Below are 24,127 nucleotides of genomic sequence, written 5' to 3'. Positions count from 1 at the left end.
GCAGGTTTACGATCCGGTAGGGTTAACAACAGCCTGCACAAAGACTGCGCATTTGAGACAAAATCGAGACAAGAGACCCCGCTAAGCCGCTCGCGAACCCCCTTCTGGAGCGAGCAGAAAATGCGCAATTTCGACCGTCTTCCCTTCATCTTTGCCGGGATCCTGTTCCTGCTCGCCTGGCTGCTGGGATTTCCGCTGCGCGCGCAATCGGCGCCGCTGGGGGATTTGCAGTGCACGGTGATCGCCGATGCGGCGAGCGGCAAGACGCTTTACCAGGACGGAGTGTGCGGCCAGCGGTTCAGCCCGGCCTCGACGTTCAAGGTGGCGCTGTCGCTGATCGGCTATGACAGCGGGATCCTGAGCGACGAGCATACGCCGGCGTGGGACTACAAGCCGGAGTTCAAGGCGGTGAAGCGGGACCAGAAGACCGTCGATCCGGTGATCTGGGAACGGGATTCGATCGTCTGGTTCTCCCGTGAAATCACCAGTCGGCTCGGGCCGGAAAAATTGGCTGGCTATGTCTCCAAATTCGGCTACGGCAATGCCGATGTTTCCGGCAATCCCGGCAAGAATGATGGTTTGACTCAATCCTGGATAAACTCCTCGCTCAAGATCACGCCGGTCGAGCAGGTCGATTTCCTGCGCAAGCTGCTGGCCCGCAAGCTGCCTGTCTCGGCCAGGGCCTACGACATGACATCAGCCATCATCCCGACCTTCCAGGCCGGAGGCTGGACGGTGCAGGGCAAGACCGGAAGCACCAGGCTGCGCAACGATGCCGACAAGGTTCAGGATAAGCGCTCGCTTGGGTGGTTCGTCGGCTGGGCGAACAAGGATGGCCGCCAGATCGTCTTTGCGCGCCTTGTCGTCAACACCGATCGGACCGATATGCCCAAAGGCCTCAAGACCCGAGCCGCGTTCCTGAAGGACCTGCCGCTGCTCATCAAATGAAGTCTGACATTTGAGCCGGGCTTTACGGCGGCGGAATCTGTCCATAAAAGACAGCCGCTGCCGGACGCATCCGGCCTACTCTTTGCATGTCGTAACCCCAAAACCGCCCACACACTTTTGGGAGACATGCATTTCAACCACCCGCGCTCGTTTGCGGGACTGGATAGGAGATATACATGCTGAATTCCGTTTCCCTGACATTTCCCGATGGCTCCGTCCGCGAATACGACGCGGCGATGACCGGTGCCGGCCTCGCCGAATCGATCTCGAAGTCGCTGGCCAAGAAGGCGGTCGCCTATGCGATCGACGGCACCGTCCGCGATCTCAGCGATCCGCTTGGCAAATCCGGCAAGGTCGAGATCGTCACCCGCGACGACCCGCGCGCACTCGAACTGATCCGTCACGACGCCGCACATGTGTTGGCGGAAGCCGTGCAGGAATTGTGGCCGGGAACGCAGGTGACCATCGGGCCGGTGATCGAGAACGGGTTTTACTACGACTTCGCCCGCAACGAGCCGTTCACGCCTGACGATTTTCCCGTGATCGAGAAGAAGATGCGCGAGATCATTTCGCGCAACAAGCCGTTCACCAAGGAAGTCTGGTCGCGCGACAAGGCGAAGAAAGTGTTTGCCGACAAGGGCGAACGCTACAAGCTGGAGCTGATCGACGCCATTCCCGAGGATCAGGATCTCAAGATCTACGCGCAGGGCGACTGGTTCGATCTTTGCCGTGGCCCGCACATGGCCTCGACGGGGCAGATCGGCAACGCCTTCAAACTGATGAAGGTGGCCGGCGCCTATTGGCGCGGCGATTCGAACAATCCGATGCTGACCCGCATCTACGGCACGGCCTGGGCTGATCAGGCGCAGCTCGAAGCCTATCAGACGATGCTGGAGGAGGCCGAGAAGCGCGACCACAGGAAGATCGGCCGCGAGATGGACCTGTTCCATTTCCAGGAAGAGGGGCCTGGCGTCGTCTTCTGGCACGCCAAGGGCTGGAAGATGTTCCAGAACCTGGTCAACTACATGCGCCGTCGCCTCGACGAGCAGGGCTATCAGGAGGTCAACGCGCCGCAGGTTCTCGACAAAAGCCTGTGGGAGACGTCAGGCCATTGGGGATGGTATCGCGACGCCATGTTCAAGGTGACGGTGGCCGGCGACGATACCGATGACGACCGGGTTTTCGCTCTGAAGCCGATGAACTGCCCGGGCCATGTGCAGATTTTCAAGCATGGGTTGAAGTCTTATCGCGATCTGCCTGTCAAACTTGCGGAATTCGGCAACGTCCACCGTTACGAACCATCCGGCGCGCTGCACGGGCTGATGCGCGTGCGCGGTTTTACGCAAGACGATGCGCACATCTTCTGCACCGAGGAGCAATTGGCGGCGGAATGCCTGCGCATCAACGATCTGATCCTGTCGACCTATGCTGATTTCGGTTTCGACGAAATCAGCGTCAAGCTCTCGACGCGGCCGGACAAACGCGTCGGTACCGACGAGGCGTGGGATCACGCCGAGGCGATCATGGGCGGCGTGCTGGAGACGATCAGGACACGGTCCGGCAATCGCATCAAGACCTCGATCAATCCGGGTGAGGGCGCCTTCTACGGGCCGAAATTCGAATATGTGCTGAAGGATGCCATCGGCCGCGAATGGCAGTGCGGCACGACGCAGGTCGATTTCAACCTGCCGGAGCGGTTTGGCGCCTTCTACATCGGCTCGGATTCCGAGAAGAAGCAGCCTGTCATGGTTCACCGCGCCATCTGCGGCTCGATGGAGCGCTTCCTCGGCATCCTGATCGAGAACTATTCCGGCCATTTCCCGCTGTGGTTCGCGCCGCTGCAGGTGGTGGTGGCGACGATCACGTCGGATGCCGACGACTATGCGACCGAGGTGGTGGCAAAGCTGAAGGCCGCTGGGCTGTTGGCGGAAGCGGATCTGCGCAACGAGAAGATCAACTACAAGGTCCGCGAGCACAGCCTGGCCAAGGTTCCGGTCATCCTCGTCTGCGGCAAGCGCGAAGCGGAAGAGCAGACGGTCAACATGCGCCGACTGGGCTCGCGCGACCAGGAATCGCTTGGCCTTGACCAGGCGATCGCGCAACTGACCGAGGAAGCCGTCACACCCGACCGCCGGCGCAAACGCGCGGCCTGATTGGCATAGTTTCGACCAAATGGCGGTGGAGCGATCCACCGCCATTTTCATATCCCTGTCACGCCGACCTTGTAACGAGCCCCTATGCTCAAGTTGAAATTGCGCGAACGACCCTTTCCCGAGCTTTCCTATGCCAATCCGCGCCAGCCGGCGCTGACGCGCTGGTTCATACATTCGGTCGAAGGCTTGTCGGGCCGCGACCGCTACACAGCACTTTATGATTTCTGGCGCCGCCAGATCGTGCCGACCGGCGAACGCGTGTTCAGCCGCATGCTCGACCTGATCGACGTGGGGGTGCGGACCGCTGATCAGTGGCCACCCGCGCAATTGCCAGAGACGCCGCTGGTGATCGTCGCCAATCATCCGTTCGGCATCGGTGACGGTATCGCCGTGCTGTCGCTGGCCGAGCAGCTCGGCCGTCCGTTCCGGGTGATGATCCACAAGGATCTGCTCAAGATCCGCGAGATGGAGCCTTATTCGCTGCCGATCGACTTTTCGGAGACCAAGGATGCGCTGAAGAACAACATGGCCGTGCGCCATGAAGCGGTGCGACTGTTGAAAGAGGGCGTCACCATCGTGGTATTTCCGGCCGGCGGTGTCGCCACCGCGCCAAAGGGTTTTGGCCGGGCGCGCGATCTGCCGTGGAAGATGTTTCCGGCCCGCCTCGTCCAGGACGCCAGGGCGTCGGTCATCCCGATGCATTTTTCCGGGCAGAACGGCAGGCTGTTCCATCTTGTCAGCGGGCCGATGAACATGGCCGAGCGCGACGGCCGGGTGGCCAAGTTCGTCGGCAAGGCCTCGCTGACGCTGCGCACATCGCTGCTCATCCACGAATTCGCGCGGCTGTCGGGCAAGGCGATCGACGTGCGCGTCGGCGATGTGCTGAGCTGGAGCGAACTGGAGCCGTTGCGCGATCGCAAGGCCTTGCTCGACCGCCTCTATCGCGGCGTGTTCGACCTGGCGCCAGCTTTGCCACGCCGCCGGATCCCGTTCCTGCCGGCGCGGACCGAGCTGGCGGCTTGATCCTTAAAACGAAGGTTAATCCGCGCCTTCTTCAGGATCCATCGCCGCGGCCTCGGTGGCCAGAACCTCGATTTCCTGGTTCTGCCCGGCCACGACCGTAAAATCCTTCTGGTAGATGCGGTCGCGGTTCTTGGCGATGATGGTGTAGTCGCCCTCGGCCAGCACCATCGAGGCGAAAGCGCCGACGGTTTCCTTGATCGGATCGCCGGACTCGTTGAGCAGTGACCAGGACGTGTCGGCGATCGCCTCGCCACCGGTTTCGCGCACCAGCTTCATCGTGATCTCGGCGGCGTGATGCTCGACGGTGGCTTCGGTCAGCTTGCCGGCCTCGACGCGGATGTCGGAGCGAATGACTGCATTGACCGCGCCATAGGTCGAGACGACATGGTAGATGCCGGCGTTGAGCCGCACGACGCTGTTGGGCTCGACATCGGGAATGATCAGCGCGCGGTCGCCATTGGCCTCGGCAGTGCCCTCGTAGATCGAAAAGCGCAGCTTCTTCGGTGGAATGCGCACGCCGCCGGACAGCACGGCGTCGAGCTTGAGGCCGCCGGCATCGAGCACGAGGCTTTCGCGCTTGGCGTCCTTGCCGACAGTGATGCGTTTGGTGGCGCCGGCCCGGCCGTAGGAGGCGTGAACCAGATAGCTGCCGGGTTCGAGCTGGAAGACGGCGGTGCCGCCATGCGAGGAGGCGACCATCGGCAATTTGCCGTTGACGGCTTCCGGCTTGAAGACCCGCCAGACGATGCCGCGCGTGATGTCGGAACCCTTGTCGGTCAACTGGGCAGAGAGTGTGATGGCACCGCCGCCGCTCAGTGCCAGTGACGTCTCGCCTTTCGGCGTCGCGTAGCTCGAAATTCCCGGAAGCTTCAGGTCGCTGACTCCGTCGACATTCTGCGCCATGGCGAACGAAACCGGCGCCATGAACAGCAGGGCGCCGAGCCAGACCAGGAAAAGACGGATAGTCCCCTCAAACATGCCTTGCGTTGAAGCCCATGGCGGTGGCAATTTCAAGGCTTAAGAGTCCGACCGATACGACTCTTCCGTCCGGCGTATCCCGCGCCAATGCCCGAGCCGCCCGAATCCCCGATGGTGCGCTTCAGCTCAAAACAGAATGTCCAGGAGACTTGCGCCCATGGCGTCGCCGATCATCGACTTCCTGCTGACCCGAAACTCCGCACCGATTCCAGATCTGAAGGAGCCGGCGCCGAGCGATGCGGAGATCGCGACAATGATCACTGCTGCCTCCCGGGTGCCCGATCATGGCCGGTTGGAGCCCTGGCGCTTCATCCTCTACCGTGGCGACGCCCGCGTCGAGATCGGCAGGCAACTGGCAGCACTTGCCGAGCAGCGGGAGGGCCCATTGACGGAGGGCCGCCGCAATCAGGAACTGGCGCGGTTCTCGCGCGCACCGCTGGTGATCGGCGTCGTATCTGTCCCCAGGGAGAATCCAAAAATCCCGCAATGGGAAATGTTCCTGTCGGGCGGCATGGCGGCGATGAACCTGATGATATCAGCCAACGCGCTGGGCTTTGGCACCAACATGATCAGCAACTGGTATTCGGATGTGCCGGAGGGCAGGGCACTGCTGGGGCTGGCGCCGCAGGAGCGGGTCATCGGCTTCATCCATATCGGCTCCTATGCCGGCCCGGCGCCGGAGCGGCCCCGGCCCGATCCGGCAAAGCTGTACAGTGACTATTCGGGGCCGTGGGTCGGCTGAATGTTCTACGAGCCGTCAAAGGGCCACGGCCTGCCGCACGACCCTTCGAAGGCGATCGTGGCGCCGCGTCCGATCGGCTGGATTTCGACACTGAACAGGGCTGGTGAGATCAACCTCGCGCCATATTCCTTCTTCAATGCCGTTTCGACGCGGCCTTTCATCGTCTGGTTCTCCTCCGAAGGCGAGAAGGACAGCGCCTCCTTCGCCCAGGAAACCGGCGAGTTCGTCGCCAATCTGGTCAGCCGCGATCTCGCGGAGAAGATGAACCGCACGTCGGTCAATGCTCCGCGCGGCGTCAATGAGTTCGTCTATGCCGATCTTGCCATGGCGCCGTCGCGGCTGGTCGCCCCGCCGCGCGTGGCGGCAGCGCCGGCCGCGCTCGAATGCCGGGTGACTCAAGTTTTTCGGCCAAAGGCCCTGGACGGGTCGCCGACAAGTGCCGTCATCGTCGCCGGTGAAGTGGTCGGCGTGCATATCGACGACGCCTTCCTGACGGACGGCCTGTTCGACATCACCAAGGCCGGCAATGTCGCTCGTCTCGGCTATATGGACTATGCCAGCGTCGACGAGGTGTTTTCGATGCGCCGGCCACGCTGGGACAAGGACTAGATACCAAGGCTCGGCCAGTTACCGCGCCTTGCCGGCACTCGTTCGCCGCCTGGCGGTCATGACGGTGCGCACATAGCCGGGCTCGCCGATCCGAATGCTTCCATCGGGCAGGCCCAGTATGCGGTCGAGGGCGATTTCGTAGAGCCTGACGCGTTTCTCCAGGACTTCGATCGCGGCCTCCATGTCGGCGTCGCTGCCGCCGGCAATGGCCTTGGCCACGACATCACGCGTGGCCATGCCGAATTGCATGACGATGTCGGCGACACCTTCCGGATCGAAGGTCCTGAAAGTGCCGTCTTCGATTCCTTGCCTGATGACCTTGACCAGCAGCGGTGAAAACGACGCGCTGGCGGCCAGATTGATACGGTGGAAAAGCACCAGATTCTCAGGCCGGAACATCGTCTCGAAAAGAGCCCAAGCTTCCGGCGCGGTTTCGATCTTGGCCCGCCGCGACTGGCTGAGCAGGCCATTCAGGCGGCCAAGCGGGTCGAGGCCGGGATCGTGGAGTATGTCCTGGACCCCAGCCAGTGCCTGTCTTGCAAAGCGATCGGCCAATGCCTCCAGGAGAGCCTCCTTGGAGGGGAAGTAATGATAGAAAGCACCCTTCGAGATGCCGGCGGACGCAATCACGTCATTGAGGCTCGCTTTGTCATAGCCCTGGGTCAGGAACAGGGCCTGGGCATGGTCCAGAAGTTCTTCTCGCCTGAGTTCTGGATGCTTGATGACACGGGGCATGACGAACTTTCTGCACGTGATGGCTGCTCCCGTCCAGTCCCGACGTCGGCAGCCAGGGCAACGAATTTCGGGTTAACGGGTCCCTTCGGAGCCTCCGCTTGCGCGTTGGCTGACGGAGCATCAAACGAAAAACCCGCCTGTGCGGCGGGCCACTGGCGCAAATCAGCACCATGGGCAAAAATGTACCATAGCTGAGATCACCGAGTCAAGAAAAAATTCCTATCACGGAGGCTGCCCGGCAAAAGCGGCCAACACAACCGACTGCTGCAAGCCTTTTGTTAAGCTGGAGTTCGGAGCCTCGGGTCGAAGGTTCGCTTGAACTATAGACCAGTGGTCTGTATGGTAGACCAATGGTCTAAAATACCAATCATCAGCGGATATCAAGGCAGGTCGATCATGATCGCGAAATTGGTTCTTCAGACATTCGTCTGGTTCGGCGTCATGGGCGCCTTGCTCTTCCTGTCGGCCGGCACGCTGCATTGGCCGGGGGCCTGGGTCTATCTGGTGGGGATGGTGGGCCTCAGTCTCACCTTGGGCGTGGCGCTGGCGAGGCGCGATCCCGGTCTGATGAATGAGCGGCTGAGCTCTCCCATCCAGAAGAATCAGGTCGCGGCCGACAAGGTGCTGCTGTCCATACTTCTGCTCGCCATCTTTGGTTCTCAGATATTCATGGGATTCGACGTTCGTTTCGGCTGGTCGGCGGTTCCCGTCTGGGTGCAGGTGGTCGGCGCACTGGTCCTGCTGCTCGGAATCTGGATCTGCTATCTGACGATGCTGGAGAACAGTTTTGCGGCGCCCGTGGTCAAGATCCAGGACGAACGCGGACAACGTGTGATCTCCACCGGGCCTTACAGCTACGTCCGCCATCCGATGTATGCCGGCGCCATCCTCTTCTTCGCCGGCACGGCACTTCTGCTTGGTTCCTGGTGGGGGCTGGCGTCGGTGCTCGTGCTCGTCGTTCTCTTGGCCATCCGCACCTTCATCGAAGAGAAAACGCTTCGCGCCGGTCTGCGCGGCTATGACGACTACCCCGGGTCCGTTACCGCCTGATTCCATTGGTTTGGTAGCAGGCGCTCAGGCGGAAACACCTGCCGCCTTTGCCCGCGCCAGAAGCCGCTCGGCCAGCCGCAGGTGCGGGCGGTCGAACATCTTGCCGTCGATAGCGACGACGCCGGGGCTTCCCGCTGCCGCGAACGCAGCAACGATTGCCGCCGATTGTCTCACCGCCTCGGCCGACGGCGTGAAGGCTGCGTTGATGACCGGCACCTGATCGGGGTGGATCGCCATCTTGCCGGTGAAGCCATCGCGTTCGGCCTCGGCGCACTCCGCGGCGAAGCCCGCCATGTCGCGAAAATTCGGGAAGACGGTGTCGATCGCCGCGACCTCCGCCGCACCGGCGGCGAGTATGGTCATGGTGCGAGCGTGACGGAACACGTCCGTGTAGCGGCCACGCTCGTCGCGAGCCGAGCGCGCACCGAGCGCCGCCGACAGGTCTTCCGCGCCCCAGGTGAGCCCGGCAAGCCGCGCGCTGGTCCCGGCATAGGTTGCCGCCGCCAGCACGCCTGCCGGCGTTTCGGTGATGATCGGCAGGATCTTGATCGCGCCGTCGGCCAGGCCGTTTTCGGCCTCGCGCACCCTGAGTTTTGCCGATAGGTGCTGCACATCCTGGCCGCCGTTCGACTTGGGCAGCATGATGCCGTCGGGTTTCGCCGGAACCAGCGCCGCCAGATCGTTATCCGTCAGCCCGGTCGCGAGGTCATTGACCCTGACATAGATGGCGGAAGTCGTTTGTGCCCTGCGTTCCAGGATGAAGCGCGCCGCTACGCCGCGCGCCAGCGCCTTGTTGTGCGGCGCCACGGAATCCTCGAGGTCGACGATGACCACGTCGGCGCCGGCACCAAAACCCCTTTCCAGCTTCCTCTCGGAGTCACCGGGGACGAACAGCAGCGAGCGCATGATCAGGCCGCCTTCTTCAGCATCATCGCTTGCCTGGTGCATTTGGCGACGAGATCGCCATGCTGGTTGTAGGCGCGATGCTCGAATTCGACGATGCCGCGATCGGGCTTCGACCTGGACTCGCGCACCGAGATGACTGTCGTTTCGACGCGAACGGTATCGCCATGGAAGACCGGATGCGGAAACACGGCTTCCTTCATGCCGAGATTGGCCACCGTGGTGCCGACGGTGATGTCATTGACCGAAATGCCGATCATCAGCCCGAGCGTGAACAGCGAATTGACCAGCGGCTTGCCCCATTCGCTCTTGGCGGCGAAATCGAAGTCGATGTGCAGCGGCTGCGGGTTCAGCGTCATCACCGAAAACAGCATGTTGTCGCTTTCGGTAACGGTCTTGCGCAGCGTGTGCTGGAAGACATGGCCGACGACGAACTCTTCGAGATAAAGTCCGGCCATTTCTTTCTCCTCAGGTGCTTGACGGTTGATAGGCGCTGCAAATCAGCCTCGCAAGCCAGTTAATGAACATGGTGAACGGTTCGTAAACCAATTCTGCCTACGGTCGTCAGTGGGGTCGGAACCTTCCGGCAAGGGGCGTAAGCAGGCGGGCATGGTTGTTGTTTCGCATTTCCTGAAATGGATCTACACGGCCAAGGTGTCGGAGCGCGCCGCGGCGGCGAGCGCTCTGGCCCGAGCCTACATCAATTCCGAATTGCCCTTCGAGGACCGCTGCGCCGCAGAGGCGGCGCTGACACTGTTGCTCGACGATGCCTCGTCAAAGGTGCGGCTGGCGATGGCCGAGGCGCTGTCGATGAGCCAACACGCGCCAATGCAGATCATCAGCGCGCTGGCCTCCGACCAGCCGGAAGTCGCCGGCGTGGTGCTGGCGCGCTCGCCGCTGCTCACCGACGCCGACCTGATCAACCGCGTGGCTTCGAGTCCGAAGGCGACGCAAAAACTGATCGCAGACCGGCCGCTCGTCTCGATGGCGCTGTCAGCGGCCATCGCCGAGATCGGCGAGGCGGACGCCTGCGCCGTGCTGCTCGCCAACAGCGGCGCCGACATCGCCTCGCTCAGCTTCCGCCGCATGGCCGAACGGCATGGGCACCTGCCGCTGGTGCGCGAGGCGCTGATATCGGATGTCAGGCTGCCGGCCGACTGCCGGCATATGCTGCTCGTCAAGCTTGGCGAAATGCTGAAAACGTCGCCACTGGTGATGGCGATGATGGGCGCGGCGCGAGCCGACCGCGTCATGCGCGACGCCTGCGTCAAGGCTTCGGTGACGCTGATCGAAGGCACGCGCACGGAAGAACATGCGGCCCTGATCGAGCATCTCAGGCTGCGTGGCGACCTCACCGCGAGCTTCGTCATCCGCACCATCGCGCATGGCAAGGTCGATTTCTTCGGCTCGGCACTGGTTGCGCTCAGCCAGCAGTCCGAACAACGTGTGAGGGCGCTGCTGGCCGGCGGGCACGACGTGGCCTTGCAGGCATTGTTCCGCAGCGCCGGGCTCGCCGGCGCCACGCACGCCATCATCCTGCGTGCGCTGAAGATCTGGCGCGAGGTCGCCAACGGCAAGCGCGTCGCCGGTGTGCAGGAGGTCAGCTGGCTGATGCTCAAGGAAGCGGGCGGTCAATCCGCCGAGGGTGATCTCGCCGCCTTGGTCAAATCGATCCATCTCGACGCGCTGCGCGAGAACGCGCGCGGCCACGCGCTGGCGATAGCGGCCGCCTAGCCTTTATCCCTGGCGAAAAAATCCGGAAAATCCTCCATCGCGGCGGCGATGATGCGCAGCGATGCCGCGATCTGCAGCAATTCCCCGGTACCGTTTCGCTGCGCAATGCTCGCCGAATATTGCCGGGCGACGGTGACGGTTGATGTCTGCGGATCGCCGGGGGCGCGGAAGAGCAGTTCGCGCGCCAGCCCTCTCAGGAAGTTGGCGATCGAAAGCGCGGTCTCGGATGGGATGGCATGGCTTTGGCTCGCATCGCGCAGCCGAAGGACCTCCAGGCCGACGGTGACGGCGGCGACGCCGCCGCCCAGAACCGCATCGCCTTTCTGACCGGCATTCTGCACCAGCGGCATCAATTGGTTGATGCGGTCGTAGGCGAGGCTCTCGAAGGCCGACCGCCTCGGCACCCGCTCATGCAGGCAAAGCCGCGCCAGATCCTCACGCATGGCGCGCACGATGCGGTTGGCCGCGAGCCAAGGATCGGCCGGCAGCACGACGATGAAGACACCGATCGCCAGCAGGATGCCGACCAGGATCGACGCCGAACCGGCGAAGAAGGGTCCGGGATCGTAGGTCATCGCCTGGTGTGGACTGAGGAAGGCGAGAAAGTTGATGGCGAAAGCCGTCGCCACGCCGACATAGCGTGGATTGGCCATGGCCAGCGCCGTCGGCACAAGGATGGGCACGACAAACAGCATGAACCAGCCGAAGCCGGGCAAGGCAGGCAATGCGATCTGGCCGACGAGAAAAGCAAAGGGCAGCGCCAGCAGGGTTCCCTTGAAGAAGCCCCAGGCGACCTGCACTGGGTCGGGGCGAGCAGCAAACAGGCTCGACACGACGGCGACGAGAATGACCGTGCCGGCGGCTTCCGACCATTTCGTCGTCAACCAGAAGGCCGCGACCAGCAGCGTCGCAAGGGCAGCGCGCACCGCGTTGCGCGATGCGCCGGCGTAATCGCGATGCACCACCAGCGCAGGCTGCCTGCTGCCCCTGGCCGGGCGCGTGGCAGGCGCACGCAGGGCATCGAGGCCGCGCAGCACCTGCTTGAGCGCATCGGCGAAATCGGCGGCAATGGTCAGGCGGGTGATGGTGCCGACCCTGTCGTCGCCCTGGTCGGTCGAGGCATCGGGCATTTGCCGGGCCTTGGCCGAGATGGTGTCGAGCCGCGCCACCCAAGGCGTGGTGTCGTCCAGCGCGCCGGGCTTCGCGGCCATTTCACCGACAAGGGCCTGCAGCTCCGAACGCACCGGAATGAGCGCCGCATTCTTCGGAGCGGCATGCGAATGCAACGCACGTGCCGCCGACAACGCCGAGAGCAGTTGTCCGATGGTGCGCCGGACCGGATGCGCGCGCGGCGCGAAGCTCGGCGCCTCGAGCCTGGCATAGGCGCGCATCTCGCCGAGCGTCTGGGTATCCGTGACCAGCTTTCGGTGCAGCGCGGACAGCGTTGCCGGGTCGCCGCCGGAGAACGCACCGCCGGCATAGGTGGCAAGATCGAGGATGCAGCGTTTCAGGCGCGAGACGATGGCGTCGCTGGCCAGTTTTGGCAGGATCAGCCGGCTGGTCAGGCCGGCGCAGACGATGCCGAGCACGATCTCGGCACAGCGCGCGACAGCGAGGTCGACGACGAGATGCGGCTGTCCGAAAGCGGGCAGGCCGATGATCATTGCGGTGTAGCCGGCCAGGGCGGCGCCATAGGCTTCCGGATTGCGCAGCAGCGACGAGACGAAGGTGCAGATGCCGATCCAGACGGCAAGCACAGTCACCAGCACCCAGGGGTTGGTGCCGAAAACGGTGGTGATGCCGATCGCGGCGATGCCGCCGACCAGCGTGCCGAGCAGCCGGTAGAAGCCCTTCGCCAGCACCATGCCGGCAACCGGCTGGGCGACGATGAACACCGTCATCATGGCCCATTGCGGATGGTCGAGCTTCAGCGCATAGGCTGCCAGCAGCGCGATCAAGCCGGCTGAAACGGTGCGCAAGGCAAAGATCCAGTCGGAGCGCGTCGGCTGCGTCAACCCGGCTAAACTCGTCTCGAAATAGCCTTTCAGCCGCGTCCTGGTCACATGCTCGTCTCCGCAACTGGAGCCTTGTTATGGACCGGCTGGCGGCTAGATATCCAGCACTTCCGTCTCGGCGAATTCGGCGCGTTCCTGGATGAACCGGAAGCGGGCCTCCGGCTTCGTGCCCATCAACGCATCGACGGCGTCCTTGGTCGCCGTCTCGGCGTCGATTACATCGATCCTGAGCAGCGTTCGCTTCCTCGGATCCATGGTGGTTTCCTTGAGCTGGGCGGCCATCATCTCGCCCAGACCCTTGAAGCGGCCCAGTTCCACCTTGCCGCGCCCGGTGAATTCGGTGCGCAGGAGCTCGTCCTTGTGGGCGTCGTCTCGGGCATAGGCGACCTTGCCGCCTTGCCTGATCGAGTAAAGCGGCGGCACGGCGAGATAGAGATGGCCGCCACGCACCAGCGCCGGCATCTCCTGGTAGAAGAAGGTGATCAGCAGCGAGGCGATATGGGCGCCGTCGACATCGGCGTCGGTCATGATGATCACGCGGTCGTAGCGCAGATCCTCATCGCGGTACTTCGAACGCGTACCGCAGCCGAGCGCCTGGATCAGGTCTGAAATCTGTTGGTTGGCCGCCAGCTTATCGTTGCCGGCGCTGGCGACGTTGAGGATTTTGCCGCGCAATGGCAGCACGGCCTGGCTGGCGCGGTCGCGCGCCTGCTTGGCCGAGCCGCCGGCCGAGTCGCCTTCGACGATGAACAGTTCTGCACCGGCCGCGGCATTCTGCGTGCAGTCGGCGAGCTTGCCCGGCAGCCGCAGCTTGCGCACCGCGCTCTTGCGCGACACTTCCTTTTCCTGGCGCCGGCGCACCCGCTCGTCGGCGCGTGCGATCACCCATTCGAGCAGCTTCGAGGCTTCCTGCGGATTGTCGGCCAGCCAATGGTCGAACGGATCGCGGATCGCGGTCTCGACAATTCGAATTGCCTCGATCGTCGCCAGCCTGTCCTTGGTCTGTCCGACGAATTCCGGCTCGCGGATGAACACCGACAGCATGCCCGCTGCCGAGATCATGACGTCTTCCGAGGTGACGATCGAGGCGCGCTTGTTGCCGACGAGGTCGGCATAGGCGCGCAGGCCTCGCGTCAGAACGTTGCGGAAGCCGGCCTCGTGGGTGCCGCCTTCGCCGGTCGGGATGGTGTTGCAGTAGGAATTGATGAAGCCGTCGCCGCCGAACCAGGTCACCGCCCATTCGAGCGAGCCGTGGCCGCCTTGTTTCTCGCTCTTGCCGGCGAAAATCTCGCGCGTCACCTGGAAGTCGTCGCCGAGCGATGCCTTGAGATAGTCCTTCAGGCCGCCGGGAAAATGGAATTCCGCCTTGGCCGGCGTCTGGTCTTTTTCCTTGATCAGCGACGGATCGCAGGTCCAGCGGATTTCGACGCCGCCGAACAGATAGGCTTTCGAGCGCGTCATACGGTAGAGCCGCGCCGGTTCGAACGCCGCGCCCTTGCCGAAAATCTGCTCGTCGGGGTGGAAGCGGATCTTTGTGCCGCGCCGGTTGTGGACCTCGCCCAACTGTTCCAGGCCGGTCACGGGAACGCCGCGCGAGAATTTTTGCCGATAGAGTTGCCGTCCCCGCGCGACCTCGACCTCGAGATGGTCCGACAGCGCATTGACCACGGACACGCCGACGCCATGCAGGCCGCCTGATGTCTCGTAAACCTTGGAGTCGAACTTGCCGCCCGAATGCAGCGTCGTCATGATCACTTCAAGCGCCGGCTTCTTGAACTTCGGGTGCGGATCGATCGGGATGCCGCGGCCATTGTCCGTCACGGCGAGATAGCCGTCGGCCGAAAGCTCGACATCGATGAAGGTGGCGTGGCCGGCAACCGCTTCGTCCATCGAATTGTCGATGACCTCGGCGAACAGATGGTGCATCGCCTTGTCGTCGGTACCGCCGATATACATGCCTGGCCGGCGGCGCACCGGCTCCAGCCCTTCCAGCACCTCGATGTCGGCGGCGCTATAGCCCTCGCTGCCGTCCTTGGTCGAGGCAGGACGCTTGGTGGCTTGCACCACCAGTGGATCCGCCGGGCGCGCAGCGGTACGCACCGGCTGCGGCTGCTTGTCCATATTGCCGAAGAGATCGTTGCTGTCGTCCATGCCTGCCATAGGTTCCGGTGCTGCGAATCACCTCGCGATACTGCCACGCTTTTCAGCGCCAAGCGACCGAGGTTCCTGTTCCGTTCGGGGATCTGGGCCCTCTTACCCCAAAACCATTCGATAACCAAGCCGGCGGAAATAGATCCGATACCAACGCCCGGGATTCCTGATTCTTTAACAATGCCGCCTAACGTGAGCCCAACTAAATAAGAAACTGCTGATATCAGGGGTTTAGGCGTGAGGGGCAAGGCCATATCGATGATCGGCATCGCCGCCGTTTTCGGCGCGATCTCGATCTTTGCCGCGGATTTCTGGGTCAAAAGCCAGGCCAAGGCCGATTCCGAAGAGAAGACGTCGTCGATTCCGGCACCTGTCGTGCCGAAGGTCGAATTCAAGACCATTGTGGTGGCGAATGCCCCGTTGCGCTACGGCATGGAGCTCGACCGCGCGCAGCTCAGCGAAATCCCGTGGTCGCAAGAGTCCGTGCCGCAGGGCGCCTTCACCACCATCAATGCGTTGCTCGCCGACGGCAGCCGCGTGGTGCTGTCGCCGATCGAGGTCAACGAACCGGTGCTGCTGACCAAGCTGTCCGGGCCAAATGGCCGCGCGACGCTCTCCAACATGATGACGCCCGGAATGCGGGCGGTGACCATCCGTACCGACGAGATCGCCGGGGTTGGCGGCTTCGTCACGCCGGGCGACCGGGTTGATGTGGTGCTGACACGCGATGCCGGCGAAATCCAGGAAGTGGCCAAGAATGCGCAAGGCGCTGCCGGTTCCACCATCACCTCCGAGATCGTTGTCGCCGATGCCAAGGTGCTGAGCGTCGGGCAGGGCGCCGACGAGCGCCAGACGACGCCGCAGATTTCCAATTCGGTGACAATCGAGGTGACGACGGACGGCGCGCAGAAAGTAGCGCTGGCCCGCACCGTCGGCACGCTCTCGCTGTCGCTTCGGTCCGCCAGCGAAGGCGCTGACGGCAAGAGCGGCGTCACCACCATCTCCTCTTTCGGCGGATCGGTCGCCTCGAATGTGCAGGCCGCCGCCGGCTCGGTGTTCGACGCCGTCACCAAGGAGCCGGAGAAACCGAAGTTCAAGACGGTCATCGTAACGCGCGGCACGAAGGCCGAGGAATACCAGGTTCCTTCGCGGGACCAGAAATAAACCAGTGGGGACTGGGTGAGGGACGGGACAATGTTCGGGCTGTTCATATATCGGGTCATGACGCGGTTGCGCGTTTTGCGTGCCGTGGCTGTCGCGTCTTCGCTGGCCGCTGCGGCGATGCTGGCCTTGGGCGCCTCGGCGGCGAGAGCTGACAACGACGTCGTCTACGTGTCGTCGACCAAGAATGCCTCGATCAAGGTTGCCAAGGGCAAGCCGAAGACGATCATCACCAGTGCTGCCTTCTACCAGATCGTCATCGGCGATCCGGAGATCGCCAACGTCAATCCGCTGACCGACAAATCCTTCTATGTGCTCGGCAACAATCTCGGCACCACCGGGATTGCGCTGTTCGATGAGAAAAAGCAGCTTGTCGGCACTGTCGACATCGAGGTGACGCTCGACACCGACCAACTGGCCAGCACCATTCGCGCCAGCGTGCCGGATGCCAGGATCAAGGTCGGATCGGCCAATGGCCGTGTCGTGCTGTCGGGCGAGGCCGACGATGCCGTCGCCGCCGAAAAGGCAAACAAGATCGCGACGCGCTTTTCCGGTGCCGAGGAGGTGATCAACTCGGTCAACATCTCATCTTCGCAGCAGGTCCAGCTCAACGTCCGCTTTGTCGAGATCAACCGCCAGGCGGGCCAGGATCTGGGTGCCAAATACGCCGCCAATTTCGCCTATGGCCTTGGCGGCCGCGACGTCTCGATCGATCCGGGCACAGTGCCGGCGGCCGGTACTGGCGAGATCATCGGTCGTCTCCTATCGAACGGCGTATCGATCGATATCGCCATCAAGGCGCTGGAAGAGCGCGGCTTGGCGCGGCGACTGGCCGAGCCGAACCTGATCGCCCGGTCCGGCCAGACGGCGAGCTTCCTCGCCGGCGGCGAGTTCCCGATCCCGGTCTCGGAGGACAACGGCAAGATCTCGGTCAGCTACAAGAAATACGGCGTCAGCCTGGATTTCACGCCGACGGTTCTGAAAGACGGGCTGGTCAGCCTTGATATCGCGCCGGAAGTCTCCTCGATCGATGCGTCGGCCTCCTACAATATCGGGACGATCTCGGTTCCTGGCTTCATCGTGCGGCGTGCCAGGACGTCAGTCGACCTGAAGAACGGCCAGAGCTTCATGATCGCTGGACTGCTGCAGTCGCAAAACGACATCACCACGTCGCGCATTCCGGGCCTCGGCAAGATGCCGGTGCTTGGGGCGCTGTTCTCGTCGAAATCCTATCAGCGGCGCGAGACCGACCTCGTCATCATCGTAACGCCCTATCTGGTCAAGCCGGTCGATCCGTCGAAGAAGCTCGTCGAGCCGACAGATGGCACGCAGCCGGCCAGCAATGCCGACTATTTTCTCAACAACACCGAGGAAGTGAAGGATTCCGATGCCGGTCGCACCGTGGCGCTGGCAGACGGCCGCGTCACTCAACCTGCAGCGGCCGCTTCGGCTGGGCATTTCCTCGACCTGCCGAAGGATTGAAGCCATGCGTCTGGTCTTTGGATCGAGCGTCGCCTTGCTGCTGGCCGGCTTTGCCGCTGGCTGCACCAGCGACGACTATGTGCGCAGCGAAGGGCCAACGGCCGGCGCCGGCAATGCGCAGGCCGCCAACACCGTCATGCAGATGGTCGATCCCTGGAAATACGGGGTCCAGAACACCAGGCTCCTGGTGCCGGCCCAACGAGGCAGTGCCGCGGCTGTCACACCCGATCAGGCGGCCGGTGCCAAGGCGTCGCAGTCGACCACAGGCAACTGATTCAACGGGCAACTGGTCAACGGGCGACCTGACAGGCTGACAGAATGGCAAACGGCATCAAGACCAGGAAGATCCTGCTCGTATCGACCGACAGGACGTTTGCGCAGGACACGCGCACCGCATTTTCCGCCTCCGAGATCATACAGCTCTCGACGGTGGAGAAGAACGTTACCGAGTTGCGCGGTGAGATCCAGGAAGCCGACTTCGGCGCCATCATCGTCGACATGGATGCGGCAAGGCTGGAGGAGGTCGAGTCGCTGCAGCGCATCATGCGCCGGCTGGAGGACAAGGTTCCGGTCGTCGTCGTCACCCAGGAGTTCAACGCGGCCGCGGTGCGTATTCTCGTGCAGCTCAAGGTCGCGGATTTCCTGGTCAAGCCGATCACCACGGCCGATCTGGTGCGCTCCGTGGTACGGGCGCTGCAAGGGCCCGGGCGCGAGGAAAACACCGAGTCGCAAATCTATACCTTCATGCCTGCGGCGGGCGGCGTCGGCACCACGACGCTGGCGCTGCAGACCGCCTTCCAGCTGCATCACTCGGTGACGCGCGGAGCCTCGACCTGCGTCGTCGATCTCAACTTCCAGCAGGGCGCCTGTGCCGAATATCTCGACCTCGAACCGCGTTTCGACATCACCGAGATCGAGAACCAGCCCGAGCGTCTCGACCGCCAACTGCTCGACGTGATGCTGTCCAAGCATGCCAGCGGGCTTTGCGTGCTGGCGGCGCCGGCGCATCCAGCCGAGATGCGCTCGTTCAAGACCGATGTCGTGGTGCGCATGCTGGATCTCGTTTCGGCCTATTTCGACAATGTCGTCATCGACATGCCCCGCACTTGGTTTCCATGGACGGAGACCGTGTTGCTCGGTTCCAACAAGCTCTACATCGTCGCGGAAATGACGGTGCCGTGCCTGCGCCACACCCAGCGGCTGATCCAGGCGGTCTACGAGACGGCCGGCAAGGAAGTGAAGCCGAACGTCATCGTCAACCGTTTCGAACAGAAGATGTTCGATAACGGCATCAAGCAGGCGGACGTCCAGGAAATCCTTGGCGAGCATTTCGTCGGCGGCATCGCCAACAACTACCGGCTGGTGCGCGAAGCAGTCGATCGCGGCGTACCGCTGCACGAGATCGATCCGAACGCCAATGTCGTCAACGATCTGAAGAAGATCATCCTGCCGGAAGAAGCGGTCCCGACCCGGGCGAAATCGCGCTCGCTGTTTGGCATGGGCCGTGGATTGCTGAAGAGGAAAGCCGGATGACCAGCCGCTTCTCCACCCTGCAGAACCGCGATGCGCGTCCGCAGCGCGCGCATGAGACGACGCCGGTCGCCCATCATGCCGTCGTCATACCAACCAACCGAAAGGCTTTGCCGGCAAAGCCGGAAGCAGCGCTGGCAAAGAATGCCAACAAGGTGCTCGATGCGCGCGTGCGTATCCACCGGCTGCTGCTCGAAGAGATCAATCTTGTCGCGCTGGAGCGTTTGCCGAAGGATGAGATGCGCCGGCAAGTGCATGACTTCGTTTCGGAAAAGACCAAGCAGGAGCGGATGGCGATCAACACCGTCGAGCTTGATGCGCTGGTCGACGACATCGTCGACGAGATGGTCGGCCTCGGTCCGCTCGAGCCGCTGCTCAAGGATCCCGACATCAACGATATCCTGATCAACGGCCATATGAACTGCTTTGTCGAAAAGAAGGGCAAGCTGCAGCCGGTCCACATTCCGTTCAAGGACGAGGCGCATCTCCTGCGCATCGTCAACAAGATCGTCGCCGCGGTCGGTCGCCGCGTCGACGAATCGCAGCCGATGGTCGATGCCCGCATGCTGGACGGCTCGCGCTTCAACGCGGCCATCCGCCCGGTTGCGGTCGACGGCCCGCTGGTGTCGATCCGCAAATTCTCCAAGAACAAGCTCGGCCTGCATAAACTGGTCGAATTCGGCGCCATCACCCAGAACATGGCCGAAGTGCTGGCGGCGGCCGTGCATGCCCGCAAGACGACGATCATTTCGGGCGGCACCGGCACCGGCAAGACGACCATGCTCAATGCACTGTCGGCCTTCATTCCGGAAGACGAGCGGCTGATCACCATCGAGGACGCGGCCGAGCTCCAGCTGCAGCAGCCGCATGTCGCGCGCATGGAAACACGTCCGGCCAACATCGAAGGCCATGGCGAGCTGAAGCAGCGCGACCTGGTCAAGAACGCACTGCGCATGCGCCCCGACCGCGTCATCCTCGGCGAGTGCCGCGGCGAGGAGGCTTTCGACATGCTGCAGGCAATGAACACCGGCCACGAAGGGTCGATGGCGACCATCCATGCCAACACGCCGCGCGACGCCATTTCGCGGCTCGAGCAGATGCTTGGCATGACCGGCATGCCGATGACGGTGCAGTCGATCCGCAGCCAGATCGCCAGCGCGCTCGACCTGATCGTCCAACTGACGCGCCTGTCCGACGGCAAGCGCAAGGTGACCAGTGTCGCCGAAGTGACCGGCATGGAAGGCGATGTCATCCAGATGCAGGAGATCTTCCGCTTCGTGCGCACCGGCATGGAGGCCGACGGCAAGATTCTGGGCCACTACGAGGCGACCGGCATCCGGCCGCGCTTCCTCGAGGACCTGCGCGCCATGGGCATCGAGTTTCCCGGACGATATTTCGAACCCGGCCGGCCGCAGGAGTAGCCAAGTGTTCGATGGAATGAGCGCGATCTATGTCGTCTATGCCGCGGCCGCGCTGACCGGCATCCTGATCGCCGAGGCCTGTTACCTGCTTTATGCCGGCCGCAGCGACAAGCGCACCGCCATCAACCGGCGCATGAAGCTGCAGGAAAACAAGATCAGCCAGGAGCAGGTGCTCGTCCAACTGCGCAAGGAGCGCGGCCTTGACGCGGGCACGCCGCTGTTTTCGGCGGACCGGTTTCGCGCGCTGCGAACCCAGTCGGGCATGATCATGCCGCTGTCGAAATTCCTCATGATCACCTGCGGCGTGGCGATGGCGATGGCCTTGGTCGCCATCTGGTACGGCTTGCCGCCGCTGATGGGGTTCGTCCTGTTCGTGGTGCTCATGCCGCTGTTGCCGGTGCTGACGCTGCGTTTCAAGCGCAAGCGCCGGCTGAAGCGGTTCGGCATGCAGTTGCCGGAGGCGCTGGAACTGATCACGCGTGGCCTGAAGGCCGGCCATCCGGTGCCGGTGGCGATCGCCATGGTGGCGCGCGAGATGCCCGACCCGATCGGCAGCGAGTTCGGCGTCATCGCCGACGAAGTGACCTACGGATCCGATCTGGTTTCGGCGTTGAACTCGCTGTTCGACCGGGTCGGCCAGGAGGATCTGCCGTTGTTCGTCACCGCCGTCTCGATCCAGACCAGTTCGGGCGGCAATCTGCGCGAGATCCTCGACGGCCTGGCGACGACGATTCGCGAGCGTGGCAAGCTGCGCCGCAAGGTGCGCGCCATTGCGACAGAAGGCCGGATGTCGGCCTACATTCTGACGGCCGTGCCGGCGTTGCTGTTTGCCGCCATCATGGCACTGATGCCGGGCTTCTACAGCGACGTCTGGGGCGAGCCGAAGACCTGGTATCTGCTTGGCGCGTCGATCACCTGGCTGATGCTGGGCAATCTGATGATGTTCAAGATGTCGAATTTCAAGTTCTGACATGCAGGGTTTCATCGAATTCCTCGCCTCGCTTGCGCCGACCTCATTGATGCCGGTGGCCATACTGCTGCTGGCGGTGGGTGCTGCCGCTGTTGCCTGGCCTGTTGTCATGGCGAAGGGCGATCGCAACGAGGTCATGCGCCGGCTCAGGGTCGACAACGGTCCCGTGGCCGCCAAACCGGAGCCGGTGCAAAAGAAGAATACCGGCATCGTGCGCGAGAAGGCGGTGAAGCGGGCGCAGGAATTCTACGCCAGGAGCGATCCGGAAAATGTCGCGCGGCTGCGCATGAAGCTTATCCAGGCGGGCTACATGGAGCCGCGCGCTGTCGGTACGTTCTTCCTGATCCGGTTCACCGCGATGATCGGCACGGCAATCGGTGTGTTTGTGCTCAACCGCTGGATGGCCAGTCCGGACGCAACGATGGCCAGCCGCTGGACATTCGTCATCCTGTCGGGCGCGGCCGGTTATTTCCTGCCCGGCCTGGTGCTGAGCCAGAAAGTGCGGGAACGCAGGCGTGAGTACCGCAACGGCTTTCCCGATTTCATGGACCTGATGATTGTCTGCTCGGATGCCGGCATGAGCATGGAGGCAGGCATAGAGCGCGTCTCCAAGGAACTCGCCAAGACTTATCCCGCGCTCAGCCAGAACCTGCAGCTGGTGTCGCTGGAGCTGAGGGCCGGGCGCAGTCTCGACGATGCGCTGAAGGCGCTCGCCGATCGCCTCAGCCTGGACGAGGTGCGTTCGTTCGCCACGCTGCTGCAGCAGTCCAAGGAACTCGGCACCAGCCTGTCGGGGGCGCTGCGCGTCTTCTCCGACGACATGCGCCATAAGCGTATGTCGTTGGCCGAGGAAAAGGCGCACGCTCTGCCTGCCAAGATGTCGGTGCCCGTGGTTGTGTGCATCCTGCCGGTGGTGCTGATGATCGCGGCCATTCCAGTCATCGTCAAAATGACGGCGCACTAGCGAGCGCTCCACAAAAGCCCTAGCAAGGGGCTGACAAACCATTGTCCTGACCGAACCCGGCTTTGCAGGTGAGAAAGTCCATGCTGCTGCGCACCCTCTTCCTTGGCCTTGCCGCGGCCAGCCTGTCGCCCGCCTGGGCCGTGGCCGGCGATTGCGGCGATGCCGCCGCCTTGGTGCAGCAGGCCTATCCCAAAGCTCGAAAGAGCGCCGACGGCACCTCGTTCACGCTCGAACCCCACACCAGCATTGCCCTGACATTCGCGTATGGCGATCCGCCAGGGCTGGTTTGCAAGATCTGGCCCGCCCATGACGACCTGCTGTTGGTCGCAGTGCCGCTGATGGACGGGTCCCAACCCAGCGACTACGCGCATGCCGGCGATATCGAGCTTTTGATTGTCGACAGGAAGAGCCGGCAGGTGCGCCAGCGCCTGCTCCAGCCCGGGCTGATGAATGATGATGCCATCGCCATCCGCCAGGTGGAACTTGATACCGGCCGCTATGCGCTGGCGCCCGATGTTACTGCCTTTGGCCTGCGCATCGAAATGGCAAACAATTCGCTGCCTAATCCGTTCAGTGAAACCGACCTGCGGCTCTATGCCGTCGATGGCGATTCCCTGAGGATGGTGCTCGATGGCCTGGTCGTGGCCGGCAATGGCGGCGAGGGTGATACCAATTGCGCCGGATCCTTCCATACCAGTCGGGTTAGTCTGGCGATGAGCCCGGCCAAACATCATGGCTACCACGACATAACGGTGGTCGAGCGAATGGATACCGACAATCCGTTGCCCGACCAGGATGGCGAGTGCCAGTCCCATCCCGGCAAGTCCGTGAGCCAAACCTACCGGCTGCGCTATGACGGCAGCCGGTATACGGCTCCTGCGGGGCTCAAAGCCCTGGAGCCGTGAGGACGCCGCTGGCTGCGACTGAAGCACCGCGGCCTGGTGGTTAATGGCTGGTGTGCCCGAAGCCGAATTTTGGCGGCGTTTCGGCACCGAAGTTTAATCGCCGCTGATATATTGTGTTTCCTGAAGAACGACCCGGCAAATCGGGCGATGAGGCAGGGGCATGCGTCACAATAATTTCCCGGCAATGGCCACGATGGCGGCCGTCTTGATGATGTCTGGCTGTTCGACGAGTGGCGTCGACACCACCAAGACCACCGCCATCCAACCGGCGGCTAAAGACACCGAAACCTCCGATCTGGCGCAAGGCAAGGCGCAGTTTCGCGACGCCAATTACGGCCTCGCCGAAAAGCACTTCCGCAAGGCCGTCGAGTTGAAGGCCGACAATGCGGAGGCCTGGATGGGGCTCGCGGCTTCCTATGATGAACTCGGCCGCTTCGACTTCGCCGATCGTGCCTACGGCCAGCTTCTGAAAGTCGCCGGTCGCAGGCCGCAGATCGTCAACAATATGGGTTATTCGCAACTGCTGCGCGGCAATCGCAAGAAGGCCAAGGCGCTGCTGCTCGAAGCGAAGGCCGGCATGGCCGATCCCACCGTCGTCAACGCCAACCTCGCTCTCCTGAACAAGGGTTGATCTCGCGTCCAATGGTCCGGTT

General features: G+C 62.9%; 21 protein-coding genes and 1 pseudogene. 16 read left to right on the top strand and 6 right to left on the bottom strand.

The genetic code is table 11. The features are described from left to right. Positions 1 to 120: 120 nt before the first annotated feature. From blaOXA to A9K65_RS23310, 3 genes are all read left to right on the top strand, one after another. Positions 121 to 948 carry a class D beta-lactamase gene (gene blaOXA, locus A9K65_RS23320; RefSeq protein WP_064995338.1) on the top strand — a complete coding sequence of 276 codons (828 nt, stop codon included), beginning with the start codon at positions 121 to 123 and terminating at the stop codon, positions 946 to 948. A gap of 176 nt (positions 949 to 1,124) precedes the next feature. Further along, positions 1,125 to 3,101, top strand: a complete 1,977-nt coding sequence (gene thrS, locus A9K65_RS23315; RefSeq protein ID WP_063172025.1) for a threonine--tRNA ligase — start codon at positions 1,125 to 1,127, stop codon at positions 3,099 to 3,101. A gap of 84 nt (positions 3,102 to 3,185) precedes the next feature. Then, the gene (locus tag A9K65_RS23310) at positions 3,186 to 4,124 is read left to right on the top strand and encodes a GNAT family N-acetyltransferase (RefSeq protein WP_064995337.1); all 939 of its coding nucleotides are present in this window, start codon (positions 3,186 to 3,188) and stop codon (positions 4,122 to 4,124) included. A gap of 15 nt (positions 4,125 to 4,139) precedes the next feature. On the opposite strand, the gene A9K65_RS23305 is transcribed toward A9K65_RS23310, so the two are convergent. Then, on the bottom strand, positions 4,140 to 5,102 hold the full coding sequence (locus A9K65_RS23305; protein ID WP_064995336.1) for a hypothetical protein: 963 nt from the start codon (positions 5,100 to 5,102) through the stop codon (positions 4,140 to 4,142). Between the two features lie 157 nt (positions 5,103 to 5,259). Between A9K65_RS23305 and A9K65_RS23300 the strand changes: the two genes are divergently transcribed. Together A9K65_RS23300 and A9K65_RS23295 are read left to right on the top strand one after the other, a co-directional pair. After that, on the top strand, positions 5,260 to 5,844 hold the full coding sequence (locus A9K65_RS23300; RefSeq protein WP_024505355.1) for a nitroreductase: 585 nt from the start codon (positions 5,260 to 5,262) through the stop codon (positions 5,842 to 5,844). Next, a complete protein-coding gene (locus tag A9K65_RS23295; protein WP_064995335.1) occupies positions 5,845 to 6,453 on the top strand; it encodes a flavin reductase family protein in 609 nt (202 codons plus the stop codon). A gap of 18 nt (positions 6,454 to 6,471) precedes the next feature. On the opposite strand, the gene A9K65_RS23290 is transcribed toward A9K65_RS23295, so the two are convergent. Beyond that, on the bottom strand, positions 6,472 to 7,188 hold the full coding sequence (locus tag A9K65_RS23290) for a TetR/AcrR family transcriptional regulator (RefSeq protein ID WP_024505353.1): 717 nt from the start codon (positions 7,186 to 7,188) through the stop codon (positions 6,472 to 6,474). A gap of 396 nt (positions 7,189 to 7,584) precedes the next feature. Here A9K65_RS23290 and A9K65_RS23285 point away from each other — a divergent pair. Next, positions 7,585 to 8,255 (top strand): annotated as a pseudogene (locus A9K65_RS23285) (isoprenylcysteine carboxylmethyltransferase family protein). Positions 8,256 to 8,262: 7 nt separating this feature from the next. Here A9K65_RS23285 and A9K65_RS23280 read toward each other — a convergent pair. Both A9K65_RS23280 and A9K65_RS23275 read right to left on the bottom strand, forming a co-directional pair. Further along, positions 8,263 to 9,144 (bottom strand): CoA ester lyase, encoded by an 882-nt coding sequence (locus A9K65_RS23280; RefSeq protein ID WP_064995334.1) that lies wholly within the window; start codon positions 9,142 to 9,144, stop codon positions 8,263 to 8,265. A 2-nt stretch (positions 9,145 to 9,146) separates the two neighbouring features. Next, positions 9,147 to 9,599 (bottom strand): MaoC family dehydratase, encoded by a 453-nt coding sequence (locus A9K65_RS23275; RefSeq protein ID WP_064995333.1) that lies wholly within the window; start codon positions 9,597 to 9,599, stop codon positions 9,147 to 9,149. A 151-nt stretch (positions 9,600 to 9,750) separates the two neighbouring features. Between A9K65_RS23275 and A9K65_RS23270 the strand changes: the two genes are divergently transcribed. Beyond that, on the top strand, positions 9,751 to 10,875 hold the full coding sequence (locus A9K65_RS23270; protein ID WP_064995332.1) for a DUF2336 domain-containing protein: 1,125 nt from the start codon (positions 9,751 to 9,753) through the stop codon (positions 10,873 to 10,875). Here the strand turns inward: A9K65_RS23270 and A9K65_RS23265 are convergent. Next, entirely contained in the window at positions 10,872 to 12,938 is a 2,067-nt protein-coding gene (locus A9K65_RS23265) for an FUSC family protein (protein ID WP_064995331.1), read from the bottom strand. The genes A9K65_RS23270 and A9K65_RS23265 overlap by 4 nt on opposite strands. A 45-nt stretch (positions 12,939 to 12,983) precedes the next feature. Beyond that, positions 12,984 to 15,041 carry a DNA topoisomerase IV subunit B gene (gene parE, locus A9K65_RS23260; protein ID WP_013531965.1) on the bottom strand — a complete coding sequence of 686 codons (2,058 nt, stop codon included), beginning with the start codon at positions 15,039 to 15,041 and terminating at the stop codon, positions 12,984 to 12,986. A 237-nt stretch (positions 15,042 to 15,278) separates the two neighbouring features. Here parE and cpaB point away from each other — a divergent pair, with 237 nt between their 5' ends. The 9 genes from cpaB to A9K65_RS23215 all read left to right on the top strand — a co-directional run bounded on the left by cpaB (position 15,279) and on the right by A9K65_RS23215 (position 24,105). Further along, entirely contained in the window at positions 15,279 to 16,205 is a 927-nt protein-coding gene (gene cpaB, locus A9K65_RS23255; protein WP_245268555.1) for a Flp pilus assembly protein CpaB, read from the top strand. Positions 16,206 to 16,235: 30 nt separating this feature from the next. Then, on the top strand, positions 16,236 to 17,684 hold the full coding sequence (locus A9K65_RS23250; protein WP_064995330.1) for a type II and III secretion system protein family protein: 1,449 nt from the start codon (positions 16,236 to 16,238) through the stop codon (positions 17,682 to 17,684). A 4-nt stretch (positions 17,685 to 17,688) separates the two neighbouring features. Beyond that, positions 17,689 to 17,958: a hypothetical protein gene (locus A9K65_RS23245; protein WP_013531962.1), complete on the top strand. Its 270-nt coding sequence runs from the start codon at positions 17,689 to 17,691 to the stop codon at positions 17,956 to 17,958. 44 nt (positions 17,959 to 18,002) lie between these two features. Then, complete coding sequence (locus tag A9K65_RS23240; protein ID WP_013531961.1) at positions 18,003 to 19,217, top strand: CpaE family protein; 1,215 nt, start codon at positions 18,003 to 18,005, stop codon at positions 19,215 to 19,217. Then, the gene (locus tag A9K65_RS23235) at positions 19,214 to 20,635 is read left to right on the top strand and encodes a CpaF family protein (protein WP_064995329.1); all 1,422 of its coding nucleotides are present in this window, start codon (positions 19,214 to 19,216) and stop codon (positions 20,633 to 20,635) included. Before A9K65_RS23240 ends, A9K65_RS23235 begins: the two co-directional genes overlap by 4 nt. 4 nt (positions 20,636 to 20,639) lie before the next feature. Continuing rightward, positions 20,640 to 21,605, top strand: coding sequence for a type II secretion system F family protein (locus tag A9K65_RS23230; protein WP_013531959.1), 966 nt, complete (start codon positions 20,640 to 20,642; stop codon positions 21,603 to 21,605). A gap of 1 nt (position 21,606) precedes the next feature. Further along, the gene (locus A9K65_RS23225; protein WP_013531958.1) at positions 21,607 to 22,569 is read left to right on the top strand and encodes a type II secretion system F family protein; all 963 of its coding nucleotides are present in this window, start codon (positions 21,607 to 21,609) and stop codon (positions 22,567 to 22,569) included. A gap of 80 nt (positions 22,570 to 22,649) precedes the next feature. Then, positions 22,650 to 23,474: a hypothetical protein gene (locus tag A9K65_RS23220; protein WP_064995328.1), complete on the top strand. Its 825-nt coding sequence runs from the start codon at positions 22,650 to 22,652 to the stop codon at positions 23,472 to 23,474. Positions 23,475 to 23,634: 160 nt separating this feature from the next. Then, entirely contained in the window at positions 23,635 to 24,105 is a 471-nt protein-coding gene (locus tag A9K65_RS23215; RefSeq protein ID WP_013531956.1) for a hypothetical protein, read from the top strand. The last annotated feature ends 22 nt before the right edge of the window (positions 24,106 to 24,127 follow it).

The sequence above is a fragment of the Mesorhizobium sp. WSM1497 genome, assembly GCF_001672455.2.
Classification (GTDB): Bacteria; Pseudomonadota; Alphaproteobacteria; order Rhizobiales; family Rhizobiaceae; genus Mesorhizobium; species Mesorhizobium ciceri.
This window is presented reverse-complemented; position numbering and strand designations above follow the sequence as displayed.